Origin of the sequence: Methanocalculus taiwanensis, assembly GCF_024372745.1 — an archaeon.
GTDB lineage: Archaea > Halobacteriota > Methanomicrobia > Methanomicrobiales > Methanocorpusculaceae > Methanocalculus > Methanocalculus taiwanensis.
Genome location: NZ_VOTZ01000022.1, coordinates 14,480 through 36,615, shown reverse-complemented (window position 1 = coordinate 36,615; position 22,136 = coordinate 14,480). Strand labels below are relative to the sequence as shown.

At 52.7% G+C, this 22,136-nt stretch carries 24 protein-coding genes; 9 read left to right on the top strand and 15 right to left on the bottom strand.

Going from position 1 to position 22,136, the window contains the following annotated elements:
• Window positions 1-2,040: an acetate--CoA ligase family protein gene (locus tag FTO68_RS09690; RefSeq protein ID WP_255333201.1), complete on the bottom strand. Its 2,040-nt coding sequence runs from the start codon at window positions 2,038-2,040 to the stop codon at window positions 1-3.
• Between the two features lie 60 nt (window positions 2,041-2,100).
• Between FTO68_RS09690 and FTO68_RS09685 the strand changes: the two genes are divergently transcribed.
• A complete protein-coding gene (locus FTO68_RS09685) occupies window positions 2,101-3,261 on the top strand; it encodes a cation:proton antiporter (RefSeq protein WP_255333200.1) in 1,161 nt (386 codons plus the stop codon).
• Here FTO68_RS09685 and FTO68_RS09680 read toward each other — a convergent pair.
• Window positions 3,227-3,685: a CBS domain-containing protein gene (locus tag FTO68_RS09680; protein WP_255333199.1), complete on the bottom strand. Its 459-nt coding sequence runs from the start codon at window positions 3,683-3,685 to the stop codon at window positions 3,227-3,229. The two genes, FTO68_RS09685 and FTO68_RS09680, sit on opposite strands and share 35 nt — an antisense overlap.
• 52 nt (window positions 3,686-3,737) lie before the next feature.
• Window positions 3,738-5,054 carry a PEGA domain-containing protein gene (locus FTO68_RS09675; protein ID WP_255333198.1) on the bottom strand — a complete coding sequence of 439 codons (1,317 nt, stop codon included), beginning with the start codon at window positions 5,052-5,054 and terminating at the stop codon, window positions 3,738-3,740.
• 150 nt (window positions 5,055-5,204) lie between these two features.
• On the opposite strand from FTO68_RS09675, the gene FTO68_RS09670 reads away from it, so the two are divergent.
• Window positions 5,205-5,684 (top strand): chemotaxis protein CheW, encoded by a 480-nt coding sequence (locus FTO68_RS09670; RefSeq protein WP_255333197.1) that lies wholly within the window; start codon window positions 5,205-5,207, stop codon window positions 5,682-5,684.
• Here FTO68_RS09670 and FTO68_RS09665 read toward each other — a convergent pair.
• From FTO68_RS09665 to FTO68_RS09640, 6 genes are all read right to left on the bottom strand, one after another.
• A complete protein-coding gene (locus FTO68_RS09665; RefSeq protein ID WP_255333196.1) occupies window positions 5,681-6,430 on the bottom strand; it encodes a PEGA domain-containing protein in 750 nt (249 codons plus the stop codon). The two genes, FTO68_RS09670 and FTO68_RS09665, sit on opposite strands and share 4 nt — an antisense overlap.
• On the bottom strand, window positions 6,363-8,273 hold the full coding sequence (locus tag FTO68_RS09660) for a YgiQ family radical SAM protein (RefSeq protein ID WP_255333195.1): 1,911 nt from the start codon (window positions 8,271-8,273) through the stop codon (window positions 6,363-6,365). The genes FTO68_RS09665 and FTO68_RS09660 overlap by 68 nt, the downstream gene beginning before the upstream one ends.
• Entirely contained in the window at window positions 8,270-10,006 is a 1,737-nt protein-coding gene (locus FTO68_RS09655; RefSeq protein ID WP_255333194.1) for a sensor histidine kinase, read from the bottom strand. The genes FTO68_RS09660 and FTO68_RS09655 overlap by 4 nt, the downstream gene beginning before the upstream one ends.
• On the bottom strand, window positions 9,978-11,327 hold the full coding sequence (locus FTO68_RS09650; RefSeq protein ID WP_255333193.1) for a PAS domain S-box protein: 1,350 nt from the start codon (window positions 11,325-11,327) through the stop codon (window positions 9,978-9,980). Before FTO68_RS09650 ends, FTO68_RS09655 begins: the two co-directional genes overlap by 29 nt.
• A 479-nt stretch (window positions 11,328-11,806) precedes the next feature.
• Entirely contained in the window at window positions 11,807-12,892 is a 1,086-nt protein-coding gene (gene cofH, locus FTO68_RS09645) for a 5-amino-6-(D-ribitylamino)uracil--L-tyrosine 4-hydroxyphenyl transferase CofH (RefSeq protein WP_255333192.1), read from the bottom strand.
• A 9-nt stretch (window positions 12,893-12,901) separates the two neighbouring features.
• Window positions 12,902-13,567 carry a S24/S26 family peptidase gene (locus FTO68_RS09640; protein ID WP_255333191.1) on the bottom strand — a complete coding sequence of 222 codons (666 nt, stop codon included), beginning with the start codon at window positions 13,565-13,567 and terminating at the stop codon, window positions 12,902-12,904.
• A 130-nt stretch (window positions 13,568-13,697) separates the two neighbouring features.
• On the opposite strand from FTO68_RS09640, the gene FTO68_RS09635 reads away from it, so the two are divergent.
• From FTO68_RS09635 to pdxT, 6 genes are all read left to right on the top strand, one after another.
• Window positions 13,698-14,708: an adenylosuccinate synthetase gene (locus FTO68_RS09635; protein ID WP_255333190.1), complete on the top strand. Its 1,011-nt coding sequence runs from the start codon at window positions 13,698-13,700 to the stop codon at window positions 14,706-14,708.
• Window positions 14,705-14,890 (top strand): methytransferase partner Trm112, encoded by a 186-nt coding sequence (locus FTO68_RS09630; protein ID WP_255333189.1) that lies wholly within the window; start codon window positions 14,705-14,707, stop codon window positions 14,888-14,890. The genes FTO68_RS09635 and FTO68_RS09630 overlap by 4 nt, the downstream gene beginning before the upstream one ends.
• Window positions 14,891-14,905: 15 nt before the next feature.
• Window positions 14,906-15,460: a DUF7524 family protein gene (locus FTO68_RS09625; protein WP_255333188.1), complete on the top strand. Its 555-nt coding sequence runs from the start codon at window positions 14,906-14,908 to the stop codon at window positions 15,458-15,460.
• Window positions 15,433-16,371: an adenosylcobinamide-phosphate synthase CbiB gene (gene cbiB / locus FTO68_RS09620; protein WP_255333187.1), complete on the top strand. Its 939-nt coding sequence runs from the start codon at window positions 15,433-15,435 to the stop codon at window positions 16,369-16,371. The genes FTO68_RS09625 and cbiB overlap by 28 nt, the downstream gene beginning before the upstream one ends.
• A gap of 132 nt (window positions 16,372-16,503) precedes the next feature.
• The gene (pdxS, locus tag FTO68_RS09615; RefSeq protein ID WP_255333186.1) at window positions 16,504-17,400 is read left to right on the top strand and encodes a pyridoxal 5'-phosphate synthase lyase subunit PdxS; all 897 of its coding nucleotides are present in this window, start codon (window positions 16,504-16,506) and stop codon (window positions 17,398-17,400) included.
• Window positions 17,390-17,965: a pyridoxal 5'-phosphate synthase glutaminase subunit PdxT gene (pdxT, locus tag FTO68_RS09610; RefSeq protein WP_255333185.1), complete on the top strand. Its 576-nt coding sequence runs from the start codon at window positions 17,390-17,392 to the stop codon at window positions 17,963-17,965. The genes pdxS and pdxT overlap by 11 nt, the downstream gene beginning before the upstream one ends.
• 4 nt (window positions 17,966-17,969) lie before the next feature.
• On the opposite strand, the gene FTO68_RS09605 is transcribed toward pdxT, so the two are convergent.
• Genes FTO68_RS09605 through FTO68_RS09590 form a run of 4 tightly spaced genes read right to left on the bottom strand, consistent with a single transcriptional unit; the run spans window position 17,970 to window position 19,884 of the window.
• Window positions 17,970-18,269, bottom strand: a complete 300-nt coding sequence (locus FTO68_RS09605) for a YunC family protein (RefSeq protein WP_255333184.1) — start codon at window positions 18,267-18,269, stop codon at window positions 17,970-17,972.
• A 15-nt stretch (window positions 18,270-18,284) separates the two neighbouring features.
• The gene (locus FTO68_RS09600) at window positions 18,285-18,839 is read right to left on the bottom strand and encodes a flavodoxin family protein (RefSeq protein WP_255333183.1); all 555 of its coding nucleotides are present in this window, start codon (window positions 18,837-18,839) and stop codon (window positions 18,285-18,287) included.
• 24 nt (window positions 18,840-18,863) lie between these two features.
• Complete coding sequence (locus FTO68_RS09595) at window positions 18,864-19,289, bottom strand: GIY-YIG nuclease family protein (RefSeq protein WP_255333182.1); 426 nt, start codon at window positions 19,287-19,289, stop codon at window positions 18,864-18,866.
• On the bottom strand, window positions 19,282-19,884 hold the full coding sequence (locus FTO68_RS09590) for an MBL fold metallo-hydrolase (RefSeq protein ID WP_255333181.1): 603 nt from the start codon (window positions 19,882-19,884) through the stop codon (window positions 19,282-19,284). The genes FTO68_RS09595 and FTO68_RS09590 overlap by 8 nt, the downstream gene beginning before the upstream one ends.
• On the opposite strand from FTO68_RS09590, the gene thiC reads away from it, so the two are divergent.
• A complete protein-coding gene (thiC, locus tag FTO68_RS09585; RefSeq protein ID WP_255333180.1) occupies window positions 19,883-21,196 on the top strand; it encodes a phosphomethylpyrimidine synthase ThiC in 1,314 nt (437 codons plus the stop codon). The two genes, FTO68_RS09590 and thiC, sit on opposite strands and share 2 nt — an antisense overlap.
• A 1-nt stretch (window position 21,197) precedes the next feature.
• Here thiC and FTO68_RS09580 read toward each other — a convergent pair whose 3' ends face one another.
• Window positions 21,198-21,746 (bottom strand): GNAT family N-acetyltransferase, encoded by a 549-nt coding sequence (locus FTO68_RS09580; RefSeq protein WP_255333179.1) that lies wholly within the window; start codon window positions 21,744-21,746, stop codon window positions 21,198-21,200.
• Window positions 21,743-22,132 carry a 5-(carboxyamino)imidazole ribonucleotide mutase gene (purE, locus tag FTO68_RS09575; RefSeq protein WP_255333178.1) on the bottom strand — a complete coding sequence of 130 codons (390 nt, stop codon included), beginning with the start codon at window positions 22,130-22,132 and terminating at the stop codon, window positions 21,743-21,745. Before purE ends, FTO68_RS09580 begins: the two co-directional genes overlap by 4 nt.
• Between the last annotated feature and the right edge of the window lie 4 nt (window positions 22,133-22,136).

The window sequence follows — 22,136 nt, the reverse complement described above, 5'->3', positions numbered from 1 at the left end:
TCAGCCGCGCCGTGTTGTCAGAAGGATCTCCCCGACTGATCTGAAGAGATCTTCTACTTCAGAGAAAGCCGGCACTCCGCCTCTCCTCAGGACCGGGAAGCCGGGCTTCACGGAATCGCCTCCCGGCAGAGCGGCTAGCACCATATTCTTGGTATGTTCTGAAAACCGCACGATCTCAAGTGCCAGCTGTTTTGGATCTGCGATTGCAGTCGGAGCGGATATGATAATCACACTATCCCAGAATTCCTGATTTTCAAGGAGAATATCAAAGACACGGGCAAACCGCCCCGCAGTTGAGTCACCGATCATATCAATCGGGTTTCTGCCGCTCCATCCCGGCGGGAGGATTGCATCCATCTCTGCATGTACTTTTTCGGGGAGAGGGACGAGATCTATGCCATTTCTCTCGGCATAATCTGATGAGAGAACAGCAAACCCTCCTGCACTTGTAACGACAACAGCCCTCCTCCCTCCTGGAACGCCCTGCCCTGCGAGTATACCCCCTATCTGGAAGGCGGACCTGATCGAGTCGGCAGGAACAACTCCTGCCTGCCGGAATGCCGCTCGATAGGTCTGGTAGTCTCCGGAAAGCGAACCGGTATGGGATGCCGCAGCTGCCCGGCCGATCCTGGAGCTGCCTGCCTTGATCGCAACAATGGGTTTTTCAGCTGATACCCGTGCCACAGTCTCAAGAAACCGCTTACCCTCACGAATCTCCTCGATATACAGGAGGATTACCCTGGTCTTCTCATCACGGGCAAGGAGGTCGATGTAATCGACAAAGCTGATATCCGACTGATTTCCTGCACTGATCACAGCAGAAAACCCGATATCCTCGGTAACGCTCCAGTCCACAATCGTCGTAATCAATGCCCCGCTCTGGGAGATGAATCCACATGGTCCGGGGCTTGCGGAATTGTTGCTGAATGTGGTGTTGATCTGCTCCGGCGGCACCATGATTCCAAGGCTGTTTGGTCCCACGATCCGGAGCCCCCCGGTTCGTGCTATACTGACTATCTCCTCTTCAAGCCGCCTTCCTTCTTCTCCTGACTCCCGGAACCCGAATGATATGATAACCGCCGTCTTCACATTTTTTTTGGCACAGTCAGCAATGATCGATGGCACTACCGCCGCAGGCACCGCTATCACCACCATATCAAGGGATCCGGGAATGTCTGTTACCCTTGGATATGCCTTCCTTCCAAGGATCTGCTCGTGTTTTGGATTCACCGGATAGAGCGATCCCGGAAATGAGAGGAGGTTTCTCGTGATCGTATATCCGATCTTCCCCTGGTCAGGGCTTGCGCCGACGACTGCAATTGACCGGGGTTTCAGTATGGCGGGATCAAGCGGCCGGACAGAGATCCCCTCCTCCTCATGCGCCTCCCCGGCGATGAACCGGGCATCAACAGCGATACATCCATCATCATAGAGGATTAAGGGGTTGATATCAAACTCGGTGAATTCGGGGTGATCGAGGAATAGTGCTGCTGCTCTCTCAATTGCAGAAAGAAGCGCCTCTTCGTCTCGTGGAGGCTCGTCACGAAATCCTTTTATCAGGTGGTATCCCCGGATCTCCCGGATCATCGAGCGGATCTCCTCTCTGTCGATTGGGAGGATCCGGATGCTTGTATCCCCAAGAAGCTCTACCAGTTTTCCGCCGAGCCCGACAGTGATCGTTTTTCCAAATGCCGGATCGGTTGCTCCCCCAATCAGGATCTCCAGGCCCGGTGCTGCCTGCTCCTCTATCCGGACCCCCGTGATCTCTGCATCGGGCCGGAGAGTCCCCGCCCTGTAGGTCAGCTCGGCATATCCCCGCCGCGCCCCTTCTTCATCCGAAATCCCAGGCAGTACTCCGGCAACATCGCTCTTATGCAGGATATCCGGTGACTCGATCTTCAATACAACCGGAAACCCGATCCTTCTGGCAATCTCCACAGCCTCGTCTTGGTTTGTCGCAATACCATCCTGTGGCACCGGTACGCCATATGCCGAGAGGAGCGTATAGGCATCCCGGCCTGATGTATGCCTCCCTGTCATAGCTACTCCGGAATGGGTCGGCAAGGTTTTTTACCTTATCCCGGAGATGGCAGAGTATCAATGTTTGTAGTGCTCGAGATCGTAATCCTTCTTCTTGTCGCAAAAGGTGCAGGGGAAATTGTTGAAAGGGCCGGATATCCCGCGCTTGTCGGTGAGATTACAGCCGGACTGATCCTTGGCCCCTCGCTCCTTGGGATCATTGAACCAAATGAAGTGATCACCGCTTTATCGGATCTCGGGCTGATCGTCCTCCTCTTCCTCTCGGGTATTGATACCGATCTAAAAAACCTCGCTTCAGCAGAAAAAGCCGGTACATTAACCGCTCTTTGTGGTGTTATTATCCCCTTTGCATCCGGTTTTGGTCTTGGATATCTCATCGGTATGGATACAATCACCTCCGTCTTCCTCGGTATAGCGCTTGCCATCACCTCGATCGGGATCTCGGTCCGTGCGCTCGTAGATGAACATGCTATTTCTTCCCCTATTGGAAGTATCATCATTACAAGCGCCGTCATCGATGATCTGATAGGTATACTCCTGCTTGCGACGCTCTCAGCTTTTGCCCTTGGTGGTGGGCTTGCCTCGGTTGCCGGCACAGCAATTCTGGCCCTTCTCTTCCTCATCTTTATGGTGACAGGCGGCCGCCGTATCCTCGGGCGGTGGTATGCAACAGTGCGGCGGCATGCCTCTCATGAAACTGCCTACTCGGCAAGTTTAATCATCGCGTTTGCATCAGCCGCAGCAAGCCATATTATCGGTCTCCACCTTGCTATAGGTGCTTTTTTTGCAGGCCTTGCTCTGAGTGACCGGATCCGGCCTGATAGATCGATCGAGGGGAGTCTCTCGGATCTGGGAATGGGATTTCTGATCACCATCTTCTTTGCATCAATCGGGCTTTCACTGACGCTTTCTGTTGAAACCCTCCTTGATCCGCTTCTCATTCCTCTTGTGCTGGTTGCATTCTCAGGAAAGATCATCGGCGGCTATATCGGATCCAGGCCGTTTCTTCCTGACAACCAAAGTGCACTCATCGTCGGTATCGGACTCTGTCCGCGTGGAGAGGTGGCGCTTGTCGTTGCATCAATTGCACTCTCTGCCGGAATTATCACCGCTGGCCTGTATACGACCGTGACGATCATGGTAATTGCAACAGTATTGATCGCTCCAATCTTCTTCAGGATGGGATTCAAAGCTCTCCGACGATCCGGAGATGCTGTATAATCCTGCATATCTCAATCCTTCCGACCACCTTGTTTTGGGAATCGATGACAATCAGATCCCCATGCCGGTTCCGCTGCATCATCTGCATCGCATCCATGATAAAATCATCTTCCTGGATTGTGATATGCCCCCTGCTCATCAGATCACGGGCAGTTGCACCTTCCTTCTTCAGGTGGCAGGTGATGCATCGTGCAGCCCCGGATCCCCGGATTCCGACCGAAGGCATAATCGATCCGATCAGATCAAGCGGGGTGATGACGCCAAGAAATGTACCCTCCGGTGTTGTTACCGGAATGTCCCCACATCCCTCGACTGATCCGATTTCGATGAGATCACGTATTGGAGTATCGGGTAAAACCGTTCGTGCGATTGGTGTCATGATCGATCGGACTCGACCGGATCGATCATCATCTGGTTGTGCCATTCTGCCTCAGTCCGGCAGATTGTACCTGATTGGAAAAAAAGGTTCGTATGGATTATCTTCGTCGTGAAACGAAGAAGAGTACTCCAAGAAGTCCGACAGCTCCGACAACAGCGATCGGAAGACTGCCTGAGGGTGTCGGCGCCGGTGGTGCAGGCTGCGGGCTGAGTGTAGCAGATATCTGTGTTGTCTGTCCTGCCGTCACATCAAATGAACTCATCCAGTCACTGTATCCTGACATCTTCAGGGTGATAGAATGGGTTCCTGTAGAGAGATCCGGCACAAGCACCGGTGAATACCCGCGGAAGAGGTTGTCGATAATAACCTCTGCGCCGGATGGCCCGGACATGACATTCGCCTTGCCGGTTGTTGCAGGTGCAGTCTGTGGTGTCAGTGTTCCGCTGACATACTTGATCCCGCCGCCGGTGACCGAGATGGTTGTGGTATAGTCATAATATCCGGGTTTTCTCAGCATGAGTGAGTGTGTCCCGGTTGCAACACCAATGATATCAAAGTAATCGTTTGGATAGGTGTTTCCCTGATAGTTGCCGTCGAGGTAGATCGATGCGCCTGAGGGGTATGACTGGACAGCAACCGAACCGCTTGTTGGAGTACTTGGTGAGAGTACTACATTCTTGGTTGTTGTCTGGCCGGAATAGATCTGTACCGTCTGTGTGGATTTCTGGTATCCGGAGAGCCTGAGTTCGAGGGTGTGAGCCCCTACAATGAGATTACCGACAGTCATCGGTGCATATCCCCGGTACGATCCGTCAACATAGACATCGGCCCCGGACGGGCTTGAGGTGATCGAGAGGTAGCCGGTTGTCTGGGGGGTTGGTGTCAGGCTTGCATAGACCTGGGTGGTCTGTCCTGAGTATGCTGTATAGACTGCTGACCACGAATCATATCCAGGATATTCCACCTGTACGCGGTGTGTTGTCCCTGAGGTTACCTGTGTGGTAACAGGGGTCGTCCCGACATAGCGGCCATCAACACGAATTGTTGCACCCCGCGGGCTGGAATCAATCGATAAGTAGCCGTCGATCATCACAGTCGGTGTTGGTTCAATTGGTTCGAGTGACACATGGACATATTCGGTCTGTCCTGCCGATGGGTGTGGTGCAGAGACAGTTTTTGCCTTATATCCGGACTTTGAAACAATGATTGAACCGGGCGGTGTGCCGGTGGTATAGATTTTGATCTCAATCGGAGTTCTTCCTTCATAATGTCCATCCAGATTCACATCGGCTCCCGAAGGGTCCGAGGTGACGGAAATGATCCCGACATCTCCGCCGACCTGGGCGGAAGCGGGGATCGCTGCACACAGTAATACTACAAATGCAGCCAGAATAATCGAACGTATCTTCAGCATGGGATATCCCGATATACGAAACGAAATATGTGAATATAAAAGTATCGGATCTTTCTCCGGGATCAATTTATAAGATATGGATGGTGTACATACATCAATACGAACCGCTCCGCCGGTTTTATCCCTGTGAAGGTAAGGTGAAGGATTATCATGGATGGATATATCGAGATTGTGGAGTTTGAACTTGGAGGGGAGCATTATGCACTTGATATCCAGCTCGTCCGTGAGATCGTCGAGATGAAGCCGATCACCGAGATCCCACGTACTCCTCCTTATATTAAAGGGATCATGAACCTTCGGGGTGAGATCACCACCATCCTCTCTTTAAACCATCTCCTCTCCATTGAGGATCAGAACGATGGTGAGCGGAAGATCATCGTCCTCGTTCCAGATGCATCCCAGGGCTCCAATGTGGGGATGATCGTCGATGACGTCCATTCGGTGATGCATGTGCCGCAATCCGATATCGATCTCTCCTGTGAAGGATATGGTGACCGGGTGGCGGACTACCTCCGCGGGATCATAAAAATACGGAAAGAGGGGTATGAAGGGGAGACCGAGCGCCTCCTCCTCTGGCTTGATATGAAGCGCCTTCTTGAGAGCTTCTTTGCAGATGCCCAGCGTAGCTAACGCGTTATTCTATATCCTATGCAGATTGCAGCTCCAAACAGAGCCACCATCCATCCCGAAGCCTCCGGTGTCGGCGGGATCGTCTCTGTCGGCAGGGATTCCGGGGTTTCGATTGGTCTGAGTGATCGTTCGATTGACGTCGTATCCCCCTCGTAGATCACCACATTCATCCCAAACGAATAGTAGCCTTCATGCGAGATATCAACGGCATGTCCTCCGACAGGGAGCGATATACCAAGCGGTGTCTCTCCGGCATACTCGCCGTCAATATCTACCCGTGCGCCATAAGGCTCAACAGTTACCTGGAGTGATCCCAGCTTGCTCTTTGGTTCTGGTATTTCTATTGCCTGGGATGTGGTAATTGTACCACTCCTGAGCGTCACCGGAATAACGGAATAATCTGATGGATCGCGGAGGTTTTGCCTGTCAAGAGGCTGGTTGACCGCAAAAACGGTGTAGGTTCCTGCATCAAGCCCTATTCCGGCAGTATTCCATTTGTATTCCCATTTTCCAGATGATGATACCCTGGCAGTCGAAAATTGGCCGGCTGCTGCAGAGAGGAATGGATTATGCAGGGGAACGCCAGCCGGATCAAGGTTTGGCCCGGTCATAAAGAGGTAGATGGTGGTTGCTCCGGGTGCGGTTCCTGCTAATGTAAGAGTCTCGCCAATCACCGCTTCAAGGGCGGCTCCGCCTGGAACGAGGAGTATGGCGATCAGGATCGCTGCGATGAGAATCCGTTTCATATGATGATCTATATCGCTTCCCTGATAATGCAGTTTCTCTTCTTTCAGGAGGAACAAGGCTCTCCGAACCATACCCGATCAGATCGCCACGGTTACAGAGGAGCAGCCCTTCCCTGACAAGCGGGGCGTTGTCGGGATCCATGTACCTGAGCAGCGCCCGCTGGATCCTCCGTTCGCGATCACGGGGGACGTGTACCTTCTGCATCGTCTTTGGATCAATTCCTGTATGGTACATCGTTGTCGACCTCGTCATCGGCGTCGGGGTGAAATCCTGCACCTGTTCGGTTGCAAGTCCGGTTCTCCTGATATAGCATGCGAGATCGATCATATCCGGAATTGTGCATCCTGGATGCGAACTGATCCAGTAAGGGATCAGGTACTGTTTCTTCTTGTCGAGGGGCTGATTTTCCTGAAAAATCCTCCTGAAATCCTCAAAGGCAGCGTTTCCTGGCTTGTTCATCAGTTCCAGCACATGCGGGCAGATATGTTCGGGTGCCACCTTCAACTGGCCGGAGACATGGTGGTGGACGAGTTCCCTTAAATACCCGGATTGATCGGCAAGCGCGAGATCGAACCTGACCCCGGATCCACAGAAGACGTGTTTTACCCCTGGAATCTGCCGGACCCTCCTGAGAAGTGAGATTAGTTGTGTATGATCAGTGGAGAGGTTTGGGCAGTCGGGCCCGCAGGATCGGTCAGGGCAGGTCCCGTTCTTTTGCCACTGGCGGCACGAGAGGCCGTACATATTTGCAGATGGACCCCCGACATCCTGAATTGTTCCCCGAAATGTTTTCATCCTGCTGATTTTTTCCACTTCGATTGCGATCGAATCTTCGCTCCGGCTTGAGATGATCCTCCCCTGATGATGGGCGAGTGCACAGAAGGAGCAGTCCCCAAAACAGCCCCGATGGCTGATGACCGAGAATCTGACCGGCTCAAGTGCCGGGATCTCTTCCCGGTACGAGGGATGGGCAGCCCGGGCAAACGGGTGATCGTAGATGGCATCAAGTTCTGCGGTGCCGGGCGGGAGTGCAGGAGGGTTCTGGATCACCACGGTCTTTGGATGTGGCTGGGCTATCCTGAACCCCCGGATTGGGTCCTGTTCCTGTGCATGGGCGGCAAATGCTTCTGCATACCGGATCTTGTTCTTCCGGACATCTGTATAATGTGGGAGGATCACTATATCTTCACGATCACAACTCTTCCATTCAGCTATAGGCATCGTCCAGCAGGTGCCGGGAATATCCCGGATGGATCGGATCGGATCCCCTGCACTCATCCGATCGGCGATCAGCCGCAGGGTTCGTTCGCCCATCCCGTATACGAGCAGATCAGCAGGGGCATCTGCCAGAATGGACTGCCTGACTGAATCAGACCAGAAATCATAATGTGCAAATCGCCTGAGGCTTGCCTCGATCCCTCCAATCACGATACCGGTGTTCCGGGCAACCGAACGGAGCCTGTTCGTATAGACTATCGTTGCACGATCGGGACGTCTAAATCTCCCGCCTGATGAATAGGCATCCTTATGCCTTCTCTTCCTGTTCGGGGTGTACGCATTCACCATTGAATCTACATTCCCGGCGGATACGGCAAAGAAGAGCCTGGGGATGCCAAGTGCCAGAAAATCCTCATCGCGCTGCCAGTCGGGCTGAGGAATGATCCCGACAGTATATCCGGCAGACCAGAGATTCCGCCCGAGGATCGCAGCGGCAAATGAGGGATGATCCACATAGGCATCGCCAGAGACGATGATGATATCAAGGATATCAATCCCGAGGCGCTCTTTCTCCCTCTCCGTGATGGGAAGAAACCCTGGCTCTTTAAGATTATTGCGGGTCATTTTAGCGTGGCATCCCGGGCAGACCTGAGTGTAAGGATGAATGCCGATCCCTCCTCCTGGCATCCGGCGACCCTGTCAGTTACCCTGATCGATCCGCCATACCGTCTGGCAAGTGTCATGCAGATATACAGCCCTATCCCAAGCCCCTTCTTCTTTGATCCTATCCTCAGGTTCCTTGAGAAGAGCTGTTCTTTATCTGTATCTGAAATCCCCGGCCCGTTGTCTTCAATTGTGACGGTTACCTCATCCATATCATCACGGATAGAAATCCAAATTCCTGCATCAGCACAGCCGTATTTCACTGCATTACTGAAGAGATTATAGAAGATCCCTGAGAGGAGCTCATCGGCATAGACAACCGCGCCTGATGGCTCGAAATGGACATTAATTCCGGGAGGAATTGCCCTCTGAATAACAGCATCGAGGGGAACCGGTCTCTGGCTCTTCTCTCCACCCTCGCGGATCGATCGGATCATCATGACATTTTGGTGGATCTCCGCTGCTGTGTCAAGTGTTGATCGGATGAGATTCACACACGACTCTTTCTCCTCGCCCTCCGCATCCTTCAGGAGTTCAAGACTCCCTCCGATGATCATATGGGCATTATTAACATCATGGACGAGGATATCAAGGAAGAGATGTGCCAGATCATTTGTCGCCTTCAGCTCATCCCGCATCATGCCAGACCGGATTGCTCCGCCGATCTCTCTCCCGATATTTACCAGGAGGGACTGTTCATCGGCATCAAATCCCTCTCTTCCCTGCGTGAAGATATTGATAGAACCATGGATCGTCCCATCTGAGATGAGCGGGATGATCCCAACAGCAGTCGGGATGTCTGGATTGTAGATCTCATTTTTGCCGATGATACCTGATACCCTGCTGTTGTGGATCTCGCAGAAGATTGGATCTCCCCTCTGGTATACCGTAGCATATGGCTCTTGTGTAGTGGGAAGGCGGTTATGCCCCTGGCTTTCTCTATGTCCGGGGAGTTCTCCTCTGCTGACTGCGAGATGCGCTTCCTCTGAATCCGGGCTGGTGATATAGATGGTAATGAGTGAATTCTCAAAGAGGGTATTCAGTTCATCTGCTACAACAGCGAGCGCATCCTCGATCTTCTCTTCGGTATGCATCGCCATGATCATGGTGTTCGTCATCTGGAGGAGGCGGTACTGGGATTGAACCTTTTGCCGGGCATCGATGAGAGGTGTTATGTCCCTGATATTTGCCATGATCCGGCTGTGTCTGCCCACCCTGACTGGCGTCAGAATCACCTCTGTCTTCCTCTCTATCCCGCCTGCAGCTATGTGTATCCATCCGAATTTAACCGGGCCACGGATCCGCTTCAGCAGCAGCCTTTCCATCCTCACACAAGAAGACTCGCCGTCGGGCTGCATTGCAGGGGAGAGATCTGCCGGCGTTTTCCCGGCAAGCTTGTCAGGTGCTATACCGAAGAACTCGCCTGATGCGGCATTGGCTCTGGTAATGGTCTCACCTTCAAGAATGAGGATGCATTCTGGTGAAGATTCAAAGATCTCCTCGAAAAAGAAATATTCTGGATCTCTCCCGGAAGCATCCGCTGGAATACTGCATTCCGGGGATGCCTCCAGATCTTCCCGATCACTTCCCTGTTCTAAAATAATGGATGAAATTCGTTCTTCAGGAGTAAAAAAGTTCTGGAGGGTCCCTATGCACTTTACAGGATCAGGATATCGGAAGCCTGCCGTCTGCAAGTTTCTCCTCGGTGATGTCAGTTATGATAGAGAGGATATAGCGCATCCGGCCTTTGCTTGAGAAGAGTGGTATCTTCTTCATCCGGAGCGTCCTTGGATCTGATCCATTCCCGCGTGAGAACTGCTGGATTGCAGAAAGGCTTTCCTGTGATGCCTCGACTTTTTCAGTTGTGCTTGCCCAGAAGGCGGCATAATCTTCGGGGAAGATGCGGTCAGGTTTCTGCCCCACCAGAAACTCACGTGGAAAACCGATAAACTCCTCAGCGGCAAGGTTGAAGAAGACAAGGGTATGATCATCCATCTCCTCAACTGCGACCATATCAGGGATATTCTCGACAATTGATGTAAGAAACTCTTTCCACTGCCGGACATGCTTGACAGCACGGTTCCGTTCGGTTACATTCCTGAATGCCCCACGGTATCCAAGGAGTACAGGATGGTTCTCGGCATCATTGATGATGATTGGGTTTCCTGAAAGCTCGATTGCGATCGATTCCCCATCTGGCTTTAAAAAGGTGCATTCAACCAGGGGCCATGCCGTTTGGGCGGATATGGATGGCTGTATTGTTCGAAGAAACCGTTTCTTCTCCTCATCTTTCATAAAATCGGTGAAGCGGCACCCGATCATCTCATCAGGGGAGAGACCGCAGACCGTTTTGGCACAGGGGCTGATGTAGGTGATTGCCCCTTTCTCGTCAGCTGCCCAGATAACATCGCTGATATCAGAGACGAGAGTCCGGAACATCTCCTCGCTCTGCCTGAGTTTCTCTTCAGCCAGAATCTGTTCTGTAATCTCTTCAAGAATGATTGTAACTCCGGGATCTCCGTCATCAAAGACAGTCTGGATAATCTTCTGGCGGAAGTAATGCTCCCGTGTACCCCTCATCAGACGAATCACCTCCTTTGATCCGCTCTCCCTACCTGGATCATTGATCCAGGTCTTCAGTGACGGGTGGGAGAAGATGGAAAGGGCAGTCTTTTCCGGGGGATATCCGAGTGTATCATCACGGGAAGTGTTGCAGAATGAGAGGATCTGATCATTCGCCTGGATGATCTCTCCGCCGGCATTGAGTATCATCACAAGATCTGAGGAGCTGTTGAGCATTGCGTGTATCGGCATCCGCTGGGAGAGGAAGTAGACTTTTGCTTTCCCATATGTCCGTTTATCAACCTGCCCCCCTACAAGAAGCATATCGAGATATCGGGCGGCGGTATTGCGGTTGATTTCGAGTGTGGAAGCGATCTCGCCAACAGACATTCCGCGCGGATTGCTCCTGAGTAGTTCGGTGATCCGGCCAAGCTCCGCAGGGTATGATTGCATCACTGTATGTATCGCCTGATCCGGATAAATGTATTTCGGCATTGCCGTGCATCGTAATAGGCGTCAATGCCGTGCATTGAGAAGAAGATTTATATCTAAGTCCAACATTTGTAGTAATGGACAACCGTGGATCCAGTGGATCCCGGTATCGCCCATCCATCCAGATGAAGGCGTGCGTCCTGCCCCCTGTGCAACCGGCCTCAAGTATTCATAGGTTCAGACATTCATTCCATAGTGTCCGGCTACACACCTCTCAATCGATCGAAATACACGTCAATCGAAACCACCGGACAGTCAGATGGCTGCACCGGGGGCACGCCACCTTCCACACCAGTCAATATATCCTATGCCGTGCGGGCATGTACTAACCCCCTCCTCCTTTTTATTTTAAAAAAGAAGAGCCTGAGGCAGGATAATTTGATCTGTTCAGCGACCAGTGAACCTGCCTCTGAAAAAAGCTGAGGGTAGTTTTATAAAAATCAGAGGATGCTATACTTTGTCGTCCTCTGGACAAGGCGCCGTCCGATATCTGTTGCGATCCTCTCCATTGTCTTTGGATCCAGGTACCCTGCTTCAGATCCGCCTGCCTCCACCGAGACATCATCTGAAAACATTGTCCCGCCCAGATCGTCTCCACCCGATGCAAGGGCGATCTGTGTTAGCTTGATTCCGAATTTTCCCCAGGGAACCTGAATATGATCGAAGTTATCGAGGAAGAGCCGTGAGACGGCGATCATAAGGAGATCTTCCCTCCCTGTTGCGCCTGCGGGCGCCAGCCCCCGTTCATAGAGGGAGGTGTTCTGGTGGAGATATGAGAGGGGTACAAGTTCGGTGAACCCCCCTGTCTCATCCTGTATGTCCCTGAGTATCCCCAGGTGGGTGATACGATCTGCGGCTGTTTCTGCTGAACCATACATGATTGTCGATGTGCTCCTGATCCCGATTCGATGCGCCTCTTTGATGATTGATACCCAGGTGTTCGTATCCACCTTCGTCGGGCAGATTACCTTCCGGACATCATCTACCAGGATCTCAGCGGCGGTCCCCTGGAGCGTTCCAAGCCCTGCCTCTCTCAGACGCTCAAGCGCCTCACGAGTTGATATTCCGCTCCTTTTTGCGATGTATGCAACCTCATCCGGGCTTGCTGTATGGATATCAATGCCCGGCGCGCTATCGTGGACGGTCTGTATAATCTCGGCATAACTCTCCATAGTGTAATCCGGGTGGACGCCTGAGAGGAGGCATATCTCGGTGATATCACGTGAGAGGGCGAGCTTCACCTTCTGCCGTATCCGGTCCGGGCCATCGAAGAACGCATCGGGATCGCCTTTTCTCCGCCCGAATGCACAGAACCCGCAGAGATTTTTGCAGATATTGGTGATATGGATATTCTGGTTTTTAACATAGGTCACGACATCGCCGACTCTCTCTTCCCGGAGCTCGTCTGCGGCACAGCAGATGGAAAATATCTCCCTCCCTGTTGCCTTCAGCAGATGGAGCCCTTCTTCATTGGAAAGCCGGTGTCCGCCCAGGCAGTCCTCAAGCAGTTGCTTCGTCTGAATCATTGTATGCCCTCAATCCTTCTCTCTTCTTCTGGAGGCGATCAATTCCTGAATGATAATGATAGCGATGATCAGGATGGCAAATTCAACGATATGCAATGGAAGGTAGCCGACAAGTGGAATGGCAAAGAGGGCTTTTCCAATGATCCATTCATCCCTGACAGGCTCGATCCTGCCGATGCCCGGATGTGTTGTCACCTGATCGATCACCGGGTTGTTGTCCCCCCGGGTGATAATCCCTCCATGGGGATTATCGAAAGCGAGCAGCTCTGCTGCCTGATCCGCATCGACACGGACAAGGGCACGATGGATGATCGGATGGATACTCCCATCGCCATTTGGCCTGAATATGATCACATCTCCCGGGTGCCCAAATGAGATATGGCCCGAGTCCATCCCCTCTTCAGCCGTGAGCAGAGGACTGAAACGATCAGGTGCAACAACGAAGACGAGATCGCCCACCTGCATCTCGGGGAGCATGCTTCCGGATTCAACAGCCACAACGGCAGGCCAGGTTCCGGATGCAAGGAAAAGAAGCAATGCAATTGTGCCGACTACACACGCAACCCAGAGGAGATCGCGGGAAAGGGAAACTGCCGGATGTTTACTTCTTCGAAACCGGGTGATGAGAGACGCATTCTCCGGATTAGGTGCCCTGGCCTTTGTTGATCTGTTCATCTCTGTGTAGTTATGATCCGGCTCGTTCTTGATGCTTTCCTTTTACCGGTAAAAAATCAGTATATTCAATAGTTTTTTTGCGAGGGAACTGTTTTATCAGCTTCCTCAACAGACATGTACTGATACGTCTATGCCCTGTACAATTATTGTTGGTGGCTTTTTTGGCGATGAAGGGAAAGGCAAGATTGTTGCTCACATCGCTCACAAGGATCACCCGACTATCATCTCCCGTGGGGGGGTTGGTCCAAACGCCGGCCACACTGTTTTAGTAGGAGAGAAAGAATATGGTGTCCGGATGGTTCCATCCGGCTTTGTCTATGAGCACGCCGATCTCTGTATCGGTCCAGGAGTCCTTGTTGATCCCAGAGTCTTTCTCCGTGAGGTTGATCTCATTGGTGCATCCGGCAGGATCTTTGTGGATGGACGGTGTGGGGTCATTGAAGAGGAGCATGTTGCCCGCGACAAGGAGAGCGAGCATCTTTCAAAGAAGATCGGAAGCACCGGATCGGGGTGCGGCCCTGCGAATGCCGATCGTGTGCTCAGGATGTCACGCCAGGCCAAAGATCTCCCGGAACTCGCTCCATATATTGTCGATGTCGCAGAGAAGGTGAATTGCGCGATTAAAAAAGGAGAAAATGTCCTCCTTGAGGGCACACAGGGTTTTGGGATCTCACTCTACTTTGGGACGTACCCGTATGTCACAAGCAAGGATACCTCGGCATCCCAGATCGCAGCAGACTGCGGAGTTGGCCCGACACAGATTGACGATGTGATCGTCGTCTTTAAGGCATTCCCGACACGGGTTGGCGAAGGGCCGTTCTCAACCGAGATGAGCCTGGATAAATCCCATGAGATGGGGATTATTGAGTATGGGACTGTTACCCACAGGGAACGCCGGATTGGAAACTGGGATGGGAAGATGGCCCGGTATTCGGCAATGATCAATGGATGCACCCAGGTTGCAATCACAGGTATCGATCGGGTAGATCCCGTCTGTTATGGCATCACTGAGTACGATCAGCTTACAGAGACCGCAAAGGTTTTCATCCATCAGGTAGAGGAGGATGTGGGATGCCCTGTAACCATCATTTCAACAGGCCCTGAACTTTCACAAATAATTGATCTGAGGACGAAGCGATGAAGAGATGGCTGATGGATATTCTCTGCTGCCCTGTCTGCAAAGGCGATATCGTGCTGACGGTGACTGAAGAGAATGAGGAGGAGATCATCGAAGGAACCCTCAGGTGTGATGCCTGCCAGGTGAATTACCCGATTCATGAGGGGATTCCAAATCTGCTCCCTCCCGAGTCTGCATCTGAATAGGAGTGCCTGATCCGAATGACTATCGTTGATGTATACCTGAACCGCCGGGGTGTCAACACCATAGAAATCTCCGCACGGGAAGCTCCCGTCGATGCAGGGAGTGATCTGGTTATTCGGTTAAGGAACAGCGGTTCTCCCACCCATGCAACAGTCAGAACCCAGAACGGGCAGGCTTTCACTGATTTTTTCCATGAAAATATCTATGTTGACGGCGATGTCGAGTATCGGATACCGGTACGGGAATCATCGGGGGATGGTGTCTTTGATCTTGAGTTCATCACCGGATATGGCTCCAGAACAACACGGATGAAGGTTGTTGTGAGCAAGGCATGCCCGGTTATCATTCCACAAGAAGAGGAGATTGTTGTTGAAGATGAGTATGTGATGAGGAAGATGCCTCATATGCTCACCCTGATTCCCTGTATCATCGCCTGTATCACCTATCTCGTCTGGCTTTCGTTCCGCGGGGCTATCCTGGCACCTGTTGATGCATTCATCACCGTCTTTATTATACTTCTTCTCCTGATTGGGGTCGTCACCGCATGCCGTTCTCCGGAATCATCCTGGTAGCGGCCCTTCTCATTGACAGGTGCATCGGGGATCCGCATTCCCCATACCACCCGGTTGCCCTGCTTGGCAGATTTATCGGATGGTGGGGGCGGCCGTCAGGATATCGGCGAAGTTTACAGCGTATCGCCGGCTGCCTCTTCTGGCTGGTGACGGTATTCCTATTCGTGCTTCCTTTTATTCTCTTTGAGCATGCGGTGAATTATTATGGAGTATGGTGGCTCTCTCTTCTTGTTGCACCGTTTCTCCTGAAGAGTACGTTCGCATGGCGTTCACTCGAAGAGCATGCCCTCTCAGTTGAAGCAGGGCTTCGAATAGATCCTGATGCCGGGAGATCAGCTGTCTCGATGATGGTCTCCCGGAAGACTGCTACTCTCACTGATGAACAGGTTCGGTCCGCCGCATATGAATCGGTTGCCGAGAACCTGGTCGATTCGATCATTGCTCCCCTCTTCTGGTTTGCGATTCTTGGTCTCCCCGGAGCAGCGATGTATCGTGCAGCAAACACAATGGATGCGATGCTCGGGTACCGGGATGAGCGGGAGGCACTCGGCTGGTTCCCAGCCCGAGCCGATGATCTCCTCTCTTTTATCCCGGCGCGGATCGCCGGTCTACTCCTTCTGATCTGGTTTTGCTTCCAGGGAAAGGGGAAAGAAGCATTCTTCATGCTACGCCGGGATGCAAAGAAGAGACCCGGTTTCAATGGCGGCATTCCGATGGCCATAATTGCCGGTGGGTGTGGTATTTTGTTTGATAAACCAGGTGGATACCTGATCGGAAATCCAGTTCACTCCCTTGAACAGAGGGGAGGATGTGTGATCGCTTCTGTCAGGGGCGCGACTATTCTCTGTTCCTTCCTTCTGATCCTCATCTTCCTCCTCATATCCCCGCTATCGGGGTGGATTTCCTTCTGATTCCGTTGCTGGAGCCGGGAATGAAGAAGGGAGCGTTTTGAATGGCGTGATGTCTGATTGCCCGTATCTGTGGCGGAAACTGCTGCTCATGCCATGCCATAATTTATCGGCTCGGCTGATCCATATAAATACATGATTCTTGAAGAGCTGAAGTTTGGAACAGAGCTTCTGAAGCGGGGTTTTGCATCCATGCAGAAGGGAGGCGTCATCATGGATGTTGTCTCGGCAGAGCAGGCGGTGATCGCAGAGAATGCCGGTGCTGTTGCTGTGATGGCGCTTGAGCGGGTTCCTGCTGATATCAGGAAAGCCGGTGGGGTCTCCCGTATGGCAGATCCGACAAAGATCGTCGAGATCACCGAAGCCGTCTCGATTCCTGTGATGGCAAAGGTAAGAATCGGCCACTTTGTTGAGGCACAGGTTCTCCAGGAGCTTGGCGTTGATATGATCGATGAGTCTGAGGTCCTGACACCGGCAGATGAAGAATTTCATGTTGATAAGAAAGCATTCTCGGTGCCGTTTGTCTGTGGTGCACGGAACCTTGGCGAGGCGCTCAGGCGGATCAACGAAGGGGCTGCAATGATCCGGACAAAGGGAGAGGCGGGCACTGGAAATGTTGTTGAGGCAGTCCGGCATATGCGTGCGATCCAGTCTGAGATCAGGATGCTGAAAGGGATGGATGCCCAGGAGCGGGCTGGTTATGCCCGGAAGATCGAAGCGCCTGTCGAGCTGGTACTTGATGTTGCAGATCGCGGGCGGCTCCCGGTTGTGAACTTCTCGGCAGGTGGGATCGCGACACCTGCGGATGCTGCGTTGATGATGCAGCTTGGTGCAGATGGTGTCTTTGTCGGTTCAGGGATCTTCAAGTCTGAAAATCCTGAAAAGATGGCAAAAGCGATCGTGGAGGCGGTTCACCACTACTCTGATCCAAAGGTGATTGCTGATGCAAGCCGTGGACTCGGCGAAGCTATGCCGGGTATTGATATCCATACCTTAACACCGGATGAGAGGTTGCAGACACGTGGCTGGTAAGATCGGGGTGCTCGCTCTCCAGGGCGACGTATCGGAGCATGTGAGTGCATTCCAGAATGCTCTGGGCTCTAGCGGAGAGGTCTCTCTCTTCCGGGATGCATCCGATATCAACCGGTTTGACGGAATAGCGCTTCCGGGTGGTGAATCTACAACCATCATGCGGCTGATTCAGAAGGCGGGGATGTTCCGTCCTCTTCAGCAGTATGAGGGTGGAATCTTTGCTACCTGTGCGGGGATGGTGCTCCTTTCATCTGAAGTGCAGGATGACAGCCTCTTTGAGCCGCTTGGTGTCATGGATATGACAGTGAAGCGGAACGCCTTTGGCCGTCAGCGTGAGTCATTTGAGGCTGATATTGAATGTAGGGGGCTTGATACTCCATTCCATGCACTCTTCATCCGGGCACCTGTGGTAACCCGTGTCGGGTATGGAACCGAAGTGCTTGCGTCCCTTCCACAGGGGTATGTTGCGATCCGGCACGACCTCCACATGGCGTTTTCATTCCATCCCGAACTTGGCGGGGACCTGAGGTTCCACCGGCTCTTCCTTGAAAGGCTCGGCCTCTGATATTTCAGAGGAGCTCGAGCGCTTCTTTTCCGATCATTCCTGGTGTTATGCCGCATTCTGCGGCGGGTTTGTTTACTTCCTTCACATTTGCATCCAGGATCTCATCGATGGTGGCAATAGATGGTCCCGCAACCGGTTTCATCTTCGCTGCAGGGATACCAAACCGCTCAAGTGCTGCGATATCAAAAGCGCCGCACCCGATCATCCCCTCTTCTGTTGTGATAAAGACCAGGTTCACCGGCCCGACAGGTATTGCGTATCCTTCTGCGATCCGGTTTTTGAGCTGAATTGTTTTCTGAATCAATTCAAAAACCCCTTTTTAATCATCCAGGGTTCCGAAATAGGAGACGATCCTATCTGCTATCGTCTTTGCAGAGTTCATGGCGAGTGTATCGGATCGGACATCTCCCGGCAGGTATCCTCTTCCGATGATATGGCCGAGATATCCGTACTCATGCGTTGAGAGGAACGCCTCGAGGGTTTCAAGTGCACGTGTACCACCTTTATCGGCACAGATTGTGATCGCCACAGCTTTTCGTCCGGCAAGCTGACGGTCATGGTAGAGCGAGTATGTACGGTCGATCAGGTTCTTCACCTGTCCCGAGACATCAAAGTAGTAGGTGGGAGATCCGATCACAAGGAGGTCGGCATGGACCATCTTCTCTGCAATCTCCGGCCAGTCATCGTTTTGAATTGTACACCTTTTATCTTCCTTGCATTTTTCACATCCGATACAGGGATGGATCTCTTTCCCTGCAAGGGTGATATACTCAGTAGGAATGCCTTTTTCAGAGATATGGCTGAGAACCTCCTGAACAAGGATGGCGGTGTTTCCTCCCGCTCTCATACTCCCGGATATCCCAAGAACCTTCATAGGGGTATCCTTTGTCTGGTATGACTAATACCTTGTGATTGCGGCTATCAGGCCAAGGGATGCAAAGGCAAGAGCTACTGTCTCTGTCGGATCATCAGGTCGTAGAAAAAGGTGTGATCTGCATTTGCAGTCTGAAGAGCCGAAATTCGGAATGTATGCTCCTCCTATCGCCTCTGCCAGGGGGCACTCGAGCCGTGATGTTGTTTCTGCGGATATACTCGCAATAATTAATACTTTCTCGTCCTGAAGGAGATAATCGATATGCCAGTGTGGTTTTCGTCTGTCCTGAGAGGTAGTGAGGTGGCGCTGTACCCGGATGAGGCCCCCGGGACCAAGCGCTGATCCCACATAGATCAGGTATCCTTCCGGGATGTCGATATTGCCAAGTGCTCCTGCACGGATTGTGGTCTTTCCGGTTCGGAGGATTAGGGTGTAGATTCCCTTATCCATAGTACGATCTGAGGCAATGCTGCGTGGCGAGGAGATGCTTTTTTGCTCCTTCAGTCACCGGCTGGTCATGTCCCGGATAGAGAGCGTCAATATCAAGGGGAATCAGCCTCTCAATCGATGCCCTGAGGTCATCGGTATTCCCACCGGGGAAGTCAGTCCTTCCGAATGAGCCATGGGGAAAGACGGTATCACCGGAGATGAGTGCGCGCTCTTCTTCATGGTAGAGGCAGATGCTTCCCCTGGTATGTCCGGGTGTATGGATTACAAGGAGTTCTCCGATCCGGTCTCCATCAGAGAGGATCCGGTCAGGTATCATCATGGGTGGGTGGCCCCCGAAGTTGAATGAAAGGCTTTCAACTTCAGATCGAAGGGCAATTTCATCCTCTTTATGGATGCACACCTCTGCCCCGGTCATCGCCTGAATCTCAGCCAGATGGGCGGTATGGTCAAAATGGCCGTGAGTCAGGATGATCGTTTCAATCGTGTTCCTGAACCGTTCAAGAGCCATGGGGAGAACGCCTGCATCGATCAGCATCCCGCCGGTGATATAGGAGTTCGCCTGCCAGCCGCTTCCGGGAATCCACTGGATAGGCATGCAGGATAATAAGCTCTCCGGACAGATGGTTCTTATGCACTCACTCGTCAGGCAGTGCCGCATCGGCCTGCCTCCGGAGCTCAATGGTCTCGCAGAAGCAGAAGGCATACCGCCGCAGCGGATGGCAGGCGCCATCGCCTGCGGGCATATAGCAGTTCCTGCCAACCCGCGGCGCACGATCCGCCCTGTTGCCATTGGAGAAGGGTGCCGCGTCAAGGTGAATGTGAATATAGGCACCTCCCAGGGCCTTTGTGATCTGGATCTTGAGATGAGGAAGGCAGAGGCCGCCATATCTGCCGGGACAGATGCCCTGATGGATCTCTCGACTGCAGGCGACCTGAAGGCGATCCGAAAGCGCATCCTCTCCCTCCCGGTTCCGGTGGGGACTGTGCCGATTTATGAAGCAATCAGGCGTGCGGGATCAGCAGCCGATCTCACCGCAGATATCCTCTTTTCGGTGATCCGTGAGCAATGCAGGGAGGGTGTGGACTTCCTGACCCTCCATTGCGGGGTGAATCATGATGCGCTCGAAGCACTCAGGATCGATCCCCGGATGCTTGGTGTCGTCTCACGCGGCGGGGCATTCCATGTGGCATGGATGGTTGCAACCGGCGAGGAGAACCCGCTCTATGCTGAATACGATTATCTGCTTGAGATTCTGAAGGAAGATGATGTAACAATAAGCCTGGGAGATGGAATGCGGCCCGGTGCGCTTGTTGACAGTGGCCGTCTTGCCAAGACGACTGAATACTTAACACTCGGAAAACTTGCCAGAGGTGCACTTGATGCAGGTGTCCAGCGGATGATCGAAGGTCCCGGCCATATCCCGATTAATGAGGTCGCATGGAACGTGAAGGTGATCAAAGAGGTGACAGATAATGCGCCCCTCTATCTCCTCGGCCCGCTCGTCACAGACATAGCAACAGGATACGATCATGTGGTGGGCGCCATCGGAGGTGCGATTGCAGCATCTGCGGGAGCTGATTTCCTCTGCATGGTCTCGCCCGCGGAGCACCTTGCACTTCCGAATGTTGAAGATATAATCGAGGGGACGCGGGTTGCCAGGATTGCTGCTCATGTCGGGGATATCACCCGGCGGGGAGGCGTGACCGGGTCTCCTGAGGAGATTCGGATGGCTGTTGCACGGCGGGATCTCGACTGGGAAGCACAGTATGCCGAGATGCTCTTTCCAGACTATGCGAGATCAATTCATGACCGGGATTCTGAGCGTGAAACCTGCTCGATGTGCGGGGATCTCTGTGCTGTGAAGATGGTGCGGGATCTCCTCTGCACGGATCAGAAGAGAGACTAACTCACTCCTTTTTTGAAGAACTGTGAACGATTCCATAGAAGAGCAGATCGTGGTATCGTCCCCGATGAAAGACATGCTCATGCATACAGCCTTCATATTTGAGCCCTGAATGTTCAAGCACCCTGATTGAAGCGGGATTTTCCCGAAGGCACGTCGCATAGATCCGGTTGATCCTGATTGTTTCAAAACCAAACCGTATTATTTCCCTGGCTGCGGCCTGCGCATATCCACAATTCCAGTAATGTTTTCCGATCCAGTAGCCGAGTTCGGCATGATTATATGGCGGATCGATTGTGAGGCCGATTGCTCCGATGAGGAGATTGGAATCAGTGAGTATAATCTTCCAAACCGCTGATTTCCCCTCACTCCATCCACTGATACTGTCATTGATCCACTCCTCTGCGGCACCTTCAGGATAGGGATGCGGTATCCGGATTGCAGTTTCTGCAATAGCGGGATCTCCGGCGAGGAGACGAACCCGTCCGGCATCATCAGTGGTTAATGGGGCGAGGGTGATCACCCCCGCCTGGATGGTAGGCTGATTGTTCATGCCACGCCGAGAATCCGCGCGGCAAGGTGGGCGGCATTCTCGCCCCCGTCGACTGCTACACAGGCGACCGGAACACCTTTTGGCATCTGGACAATTGAAAGGAGTGAATCAAGGCCACCCATCTGTTTGCCTGCTACCGGGACGCCGATGACGGGTCTTTTGGTTTTTGAGGCGATAACGCCGGGAAGAGCAGCGGACATCCCGGCGATTCCGATGAAGACTTTTGCATCGCTGGCCTTTACATACTCTACGAGCAGTTCGGGGTCACGATGAGCGGAAATCACCTTTTCCTCATAGCTCAGGCCATATTCATCGAGTGTTGCGCAGACTTTGCGAACGATCGCTTCGTCTGATTGGGATCCTGCGATGACAGCTACGTCGACCATAGGC

Bases quoted from the DNA above. Each gene is read 5' to 3' on its own strand.
- FTO68_RS09690 (WP_255333201.1), bottom strand. From the start codon at position 2,040: ATGACAGGGAGGCATACATCAGGCCGGGATGCCTATACGCTCCTCTCG.
- FTO68_RS09685 (WP_255333200.1), top strand. From the start codon at position 2,101: ATGTTTGTAGTGCTCGAGATCGTAATCCTTCTTCTTGTCGCAAAAGGT.
- FTO68_RS09680 (WP_255333199.1), bottom strand. From the start codon at position 3,685: ATGGCACAACCAGATGATGATCGATCCGGTCGAGTCCGATCGATCATG.
- FTO68_RS09675 (WP_255333198.1), bottom strand. From the start codon at position 5,054: ATGCTGAAGATACGTTCGATTATTCTGGCTGCATTTGTAGTATTACTG.
- FTO68_RS09670 (WP_255333197.1), top strand. From the start codon at position 5,205: ATGGATGGATATATCGAGATTGTGGAGTTTGAACTTGGAGGGGAGCAT.
- FTO68_RS09665 (WP_255333196.1), bottom strand. From the start codon at position 6,430: ATGAAACGGATTCTCATCGCAGCGATCCTGATCGCCATACTCCTCGTT.
- FTO68_RS09660 (WP_255333195.1), bottom strand. From the start codon at position 8,273: ATGACCCGCAATAATCTTAAAGAGCCAGGGTTTCTTCCCATCACGGAG.
- FTO68_RS09650 (WP_255333193.1), bottom strand. From the start codon at position 11,327: ATGCAATCATACCCTGCGGAGCTTGGCCGGATCACCGAACTACTCAGG.
- cofH (WP_255333192.1), bottom strand. From the start codon at position 12,892: ATGATTCAGACGAAGCAACTGCTTGAGGACTGCCTGGGCGGACACCGG.
- FTO68_RS09640 (WP_255333191.1), bottom strand. From the start codon at position 13,567: ATGAACAGATCAACAAAGGCCAGGGCACCTAATCCGGAGAATGCGTCT.
- FTO68_RS09635 (WP_255333190.1), top strand. From the start codon at position 13,698: ATGCCCTGTACAATTATTGTTGGTGGCTTTTTTGGCGATGAAGGGAAA.
- FTO68_RS09630 (WP_255333189.1), top strand. From the start codon at position 14,705: ATGAAGAGATGGCTGATGGATATTCTCTGCTGCCCTGTCTGCAAAGGC.
- FTO68_RS09625 (WP_255333188.1), top strand. From the start codon at position 14,906: ATGACTATCGTTGATGTATACCTGAACCGCCGGGGTGTCAACACCATA.
- cbiB (WP_255333187.1), top strand. From the start codon at position 15,433: ATGCCGTTCTCCGGAATCATCCTGGTAGCGGCCCTTCTCATTGACAGG.
- pdxS (WP_255333186.1), top strand. From the start codon at position 16,504: ATGATTCTTGAAGAGCTGAAGTTTGGAACAGAGCTTCTGAAGCGGGGT.
- FTO68_RS09600 (WP_255333183.1), bottom strand. From the start codon at position 18,839: ATGAAGGTTCTTGGGATATCCGGGAGTATGAGAGCGGGAGGAAACACC.
- FTO68_RS09595 (WP_255333182.1), bottom strand. From the start codon at position 19,289: ATGGATAAGGGAATCTACACCCTAATCCTCCGAACCGGAAAGACCACA.
- thiC (WP_255333180.1), top strand. From the start codon at position 19,883: ATGCAGGATAATAAGCTCTCCGGACAGATGGTTCTTATGCACTCACTC.
- FTO68_RS09590 (WP_255333181.1), bottom strand. From the start codon at position 19,884: ATGCCTATCCAGTGGATTCCCGGAAGCGGCTGGCAGGCGAACTCCTAT.
- FTO68_RS09580 (WP_255333179.1), bottom strand. From the start codon at position 21,746: ATGAACAATCAGCCTACCATCCAGGCGGGGGTGATCACCCTCGCCCCA.
- purE (WP_255333178.1), bottom strand. From the start codon at position 22,132: ATGGTCGACGTAGCTGTCATCGCAGGATCCCAATCAGACGAAGCGATC.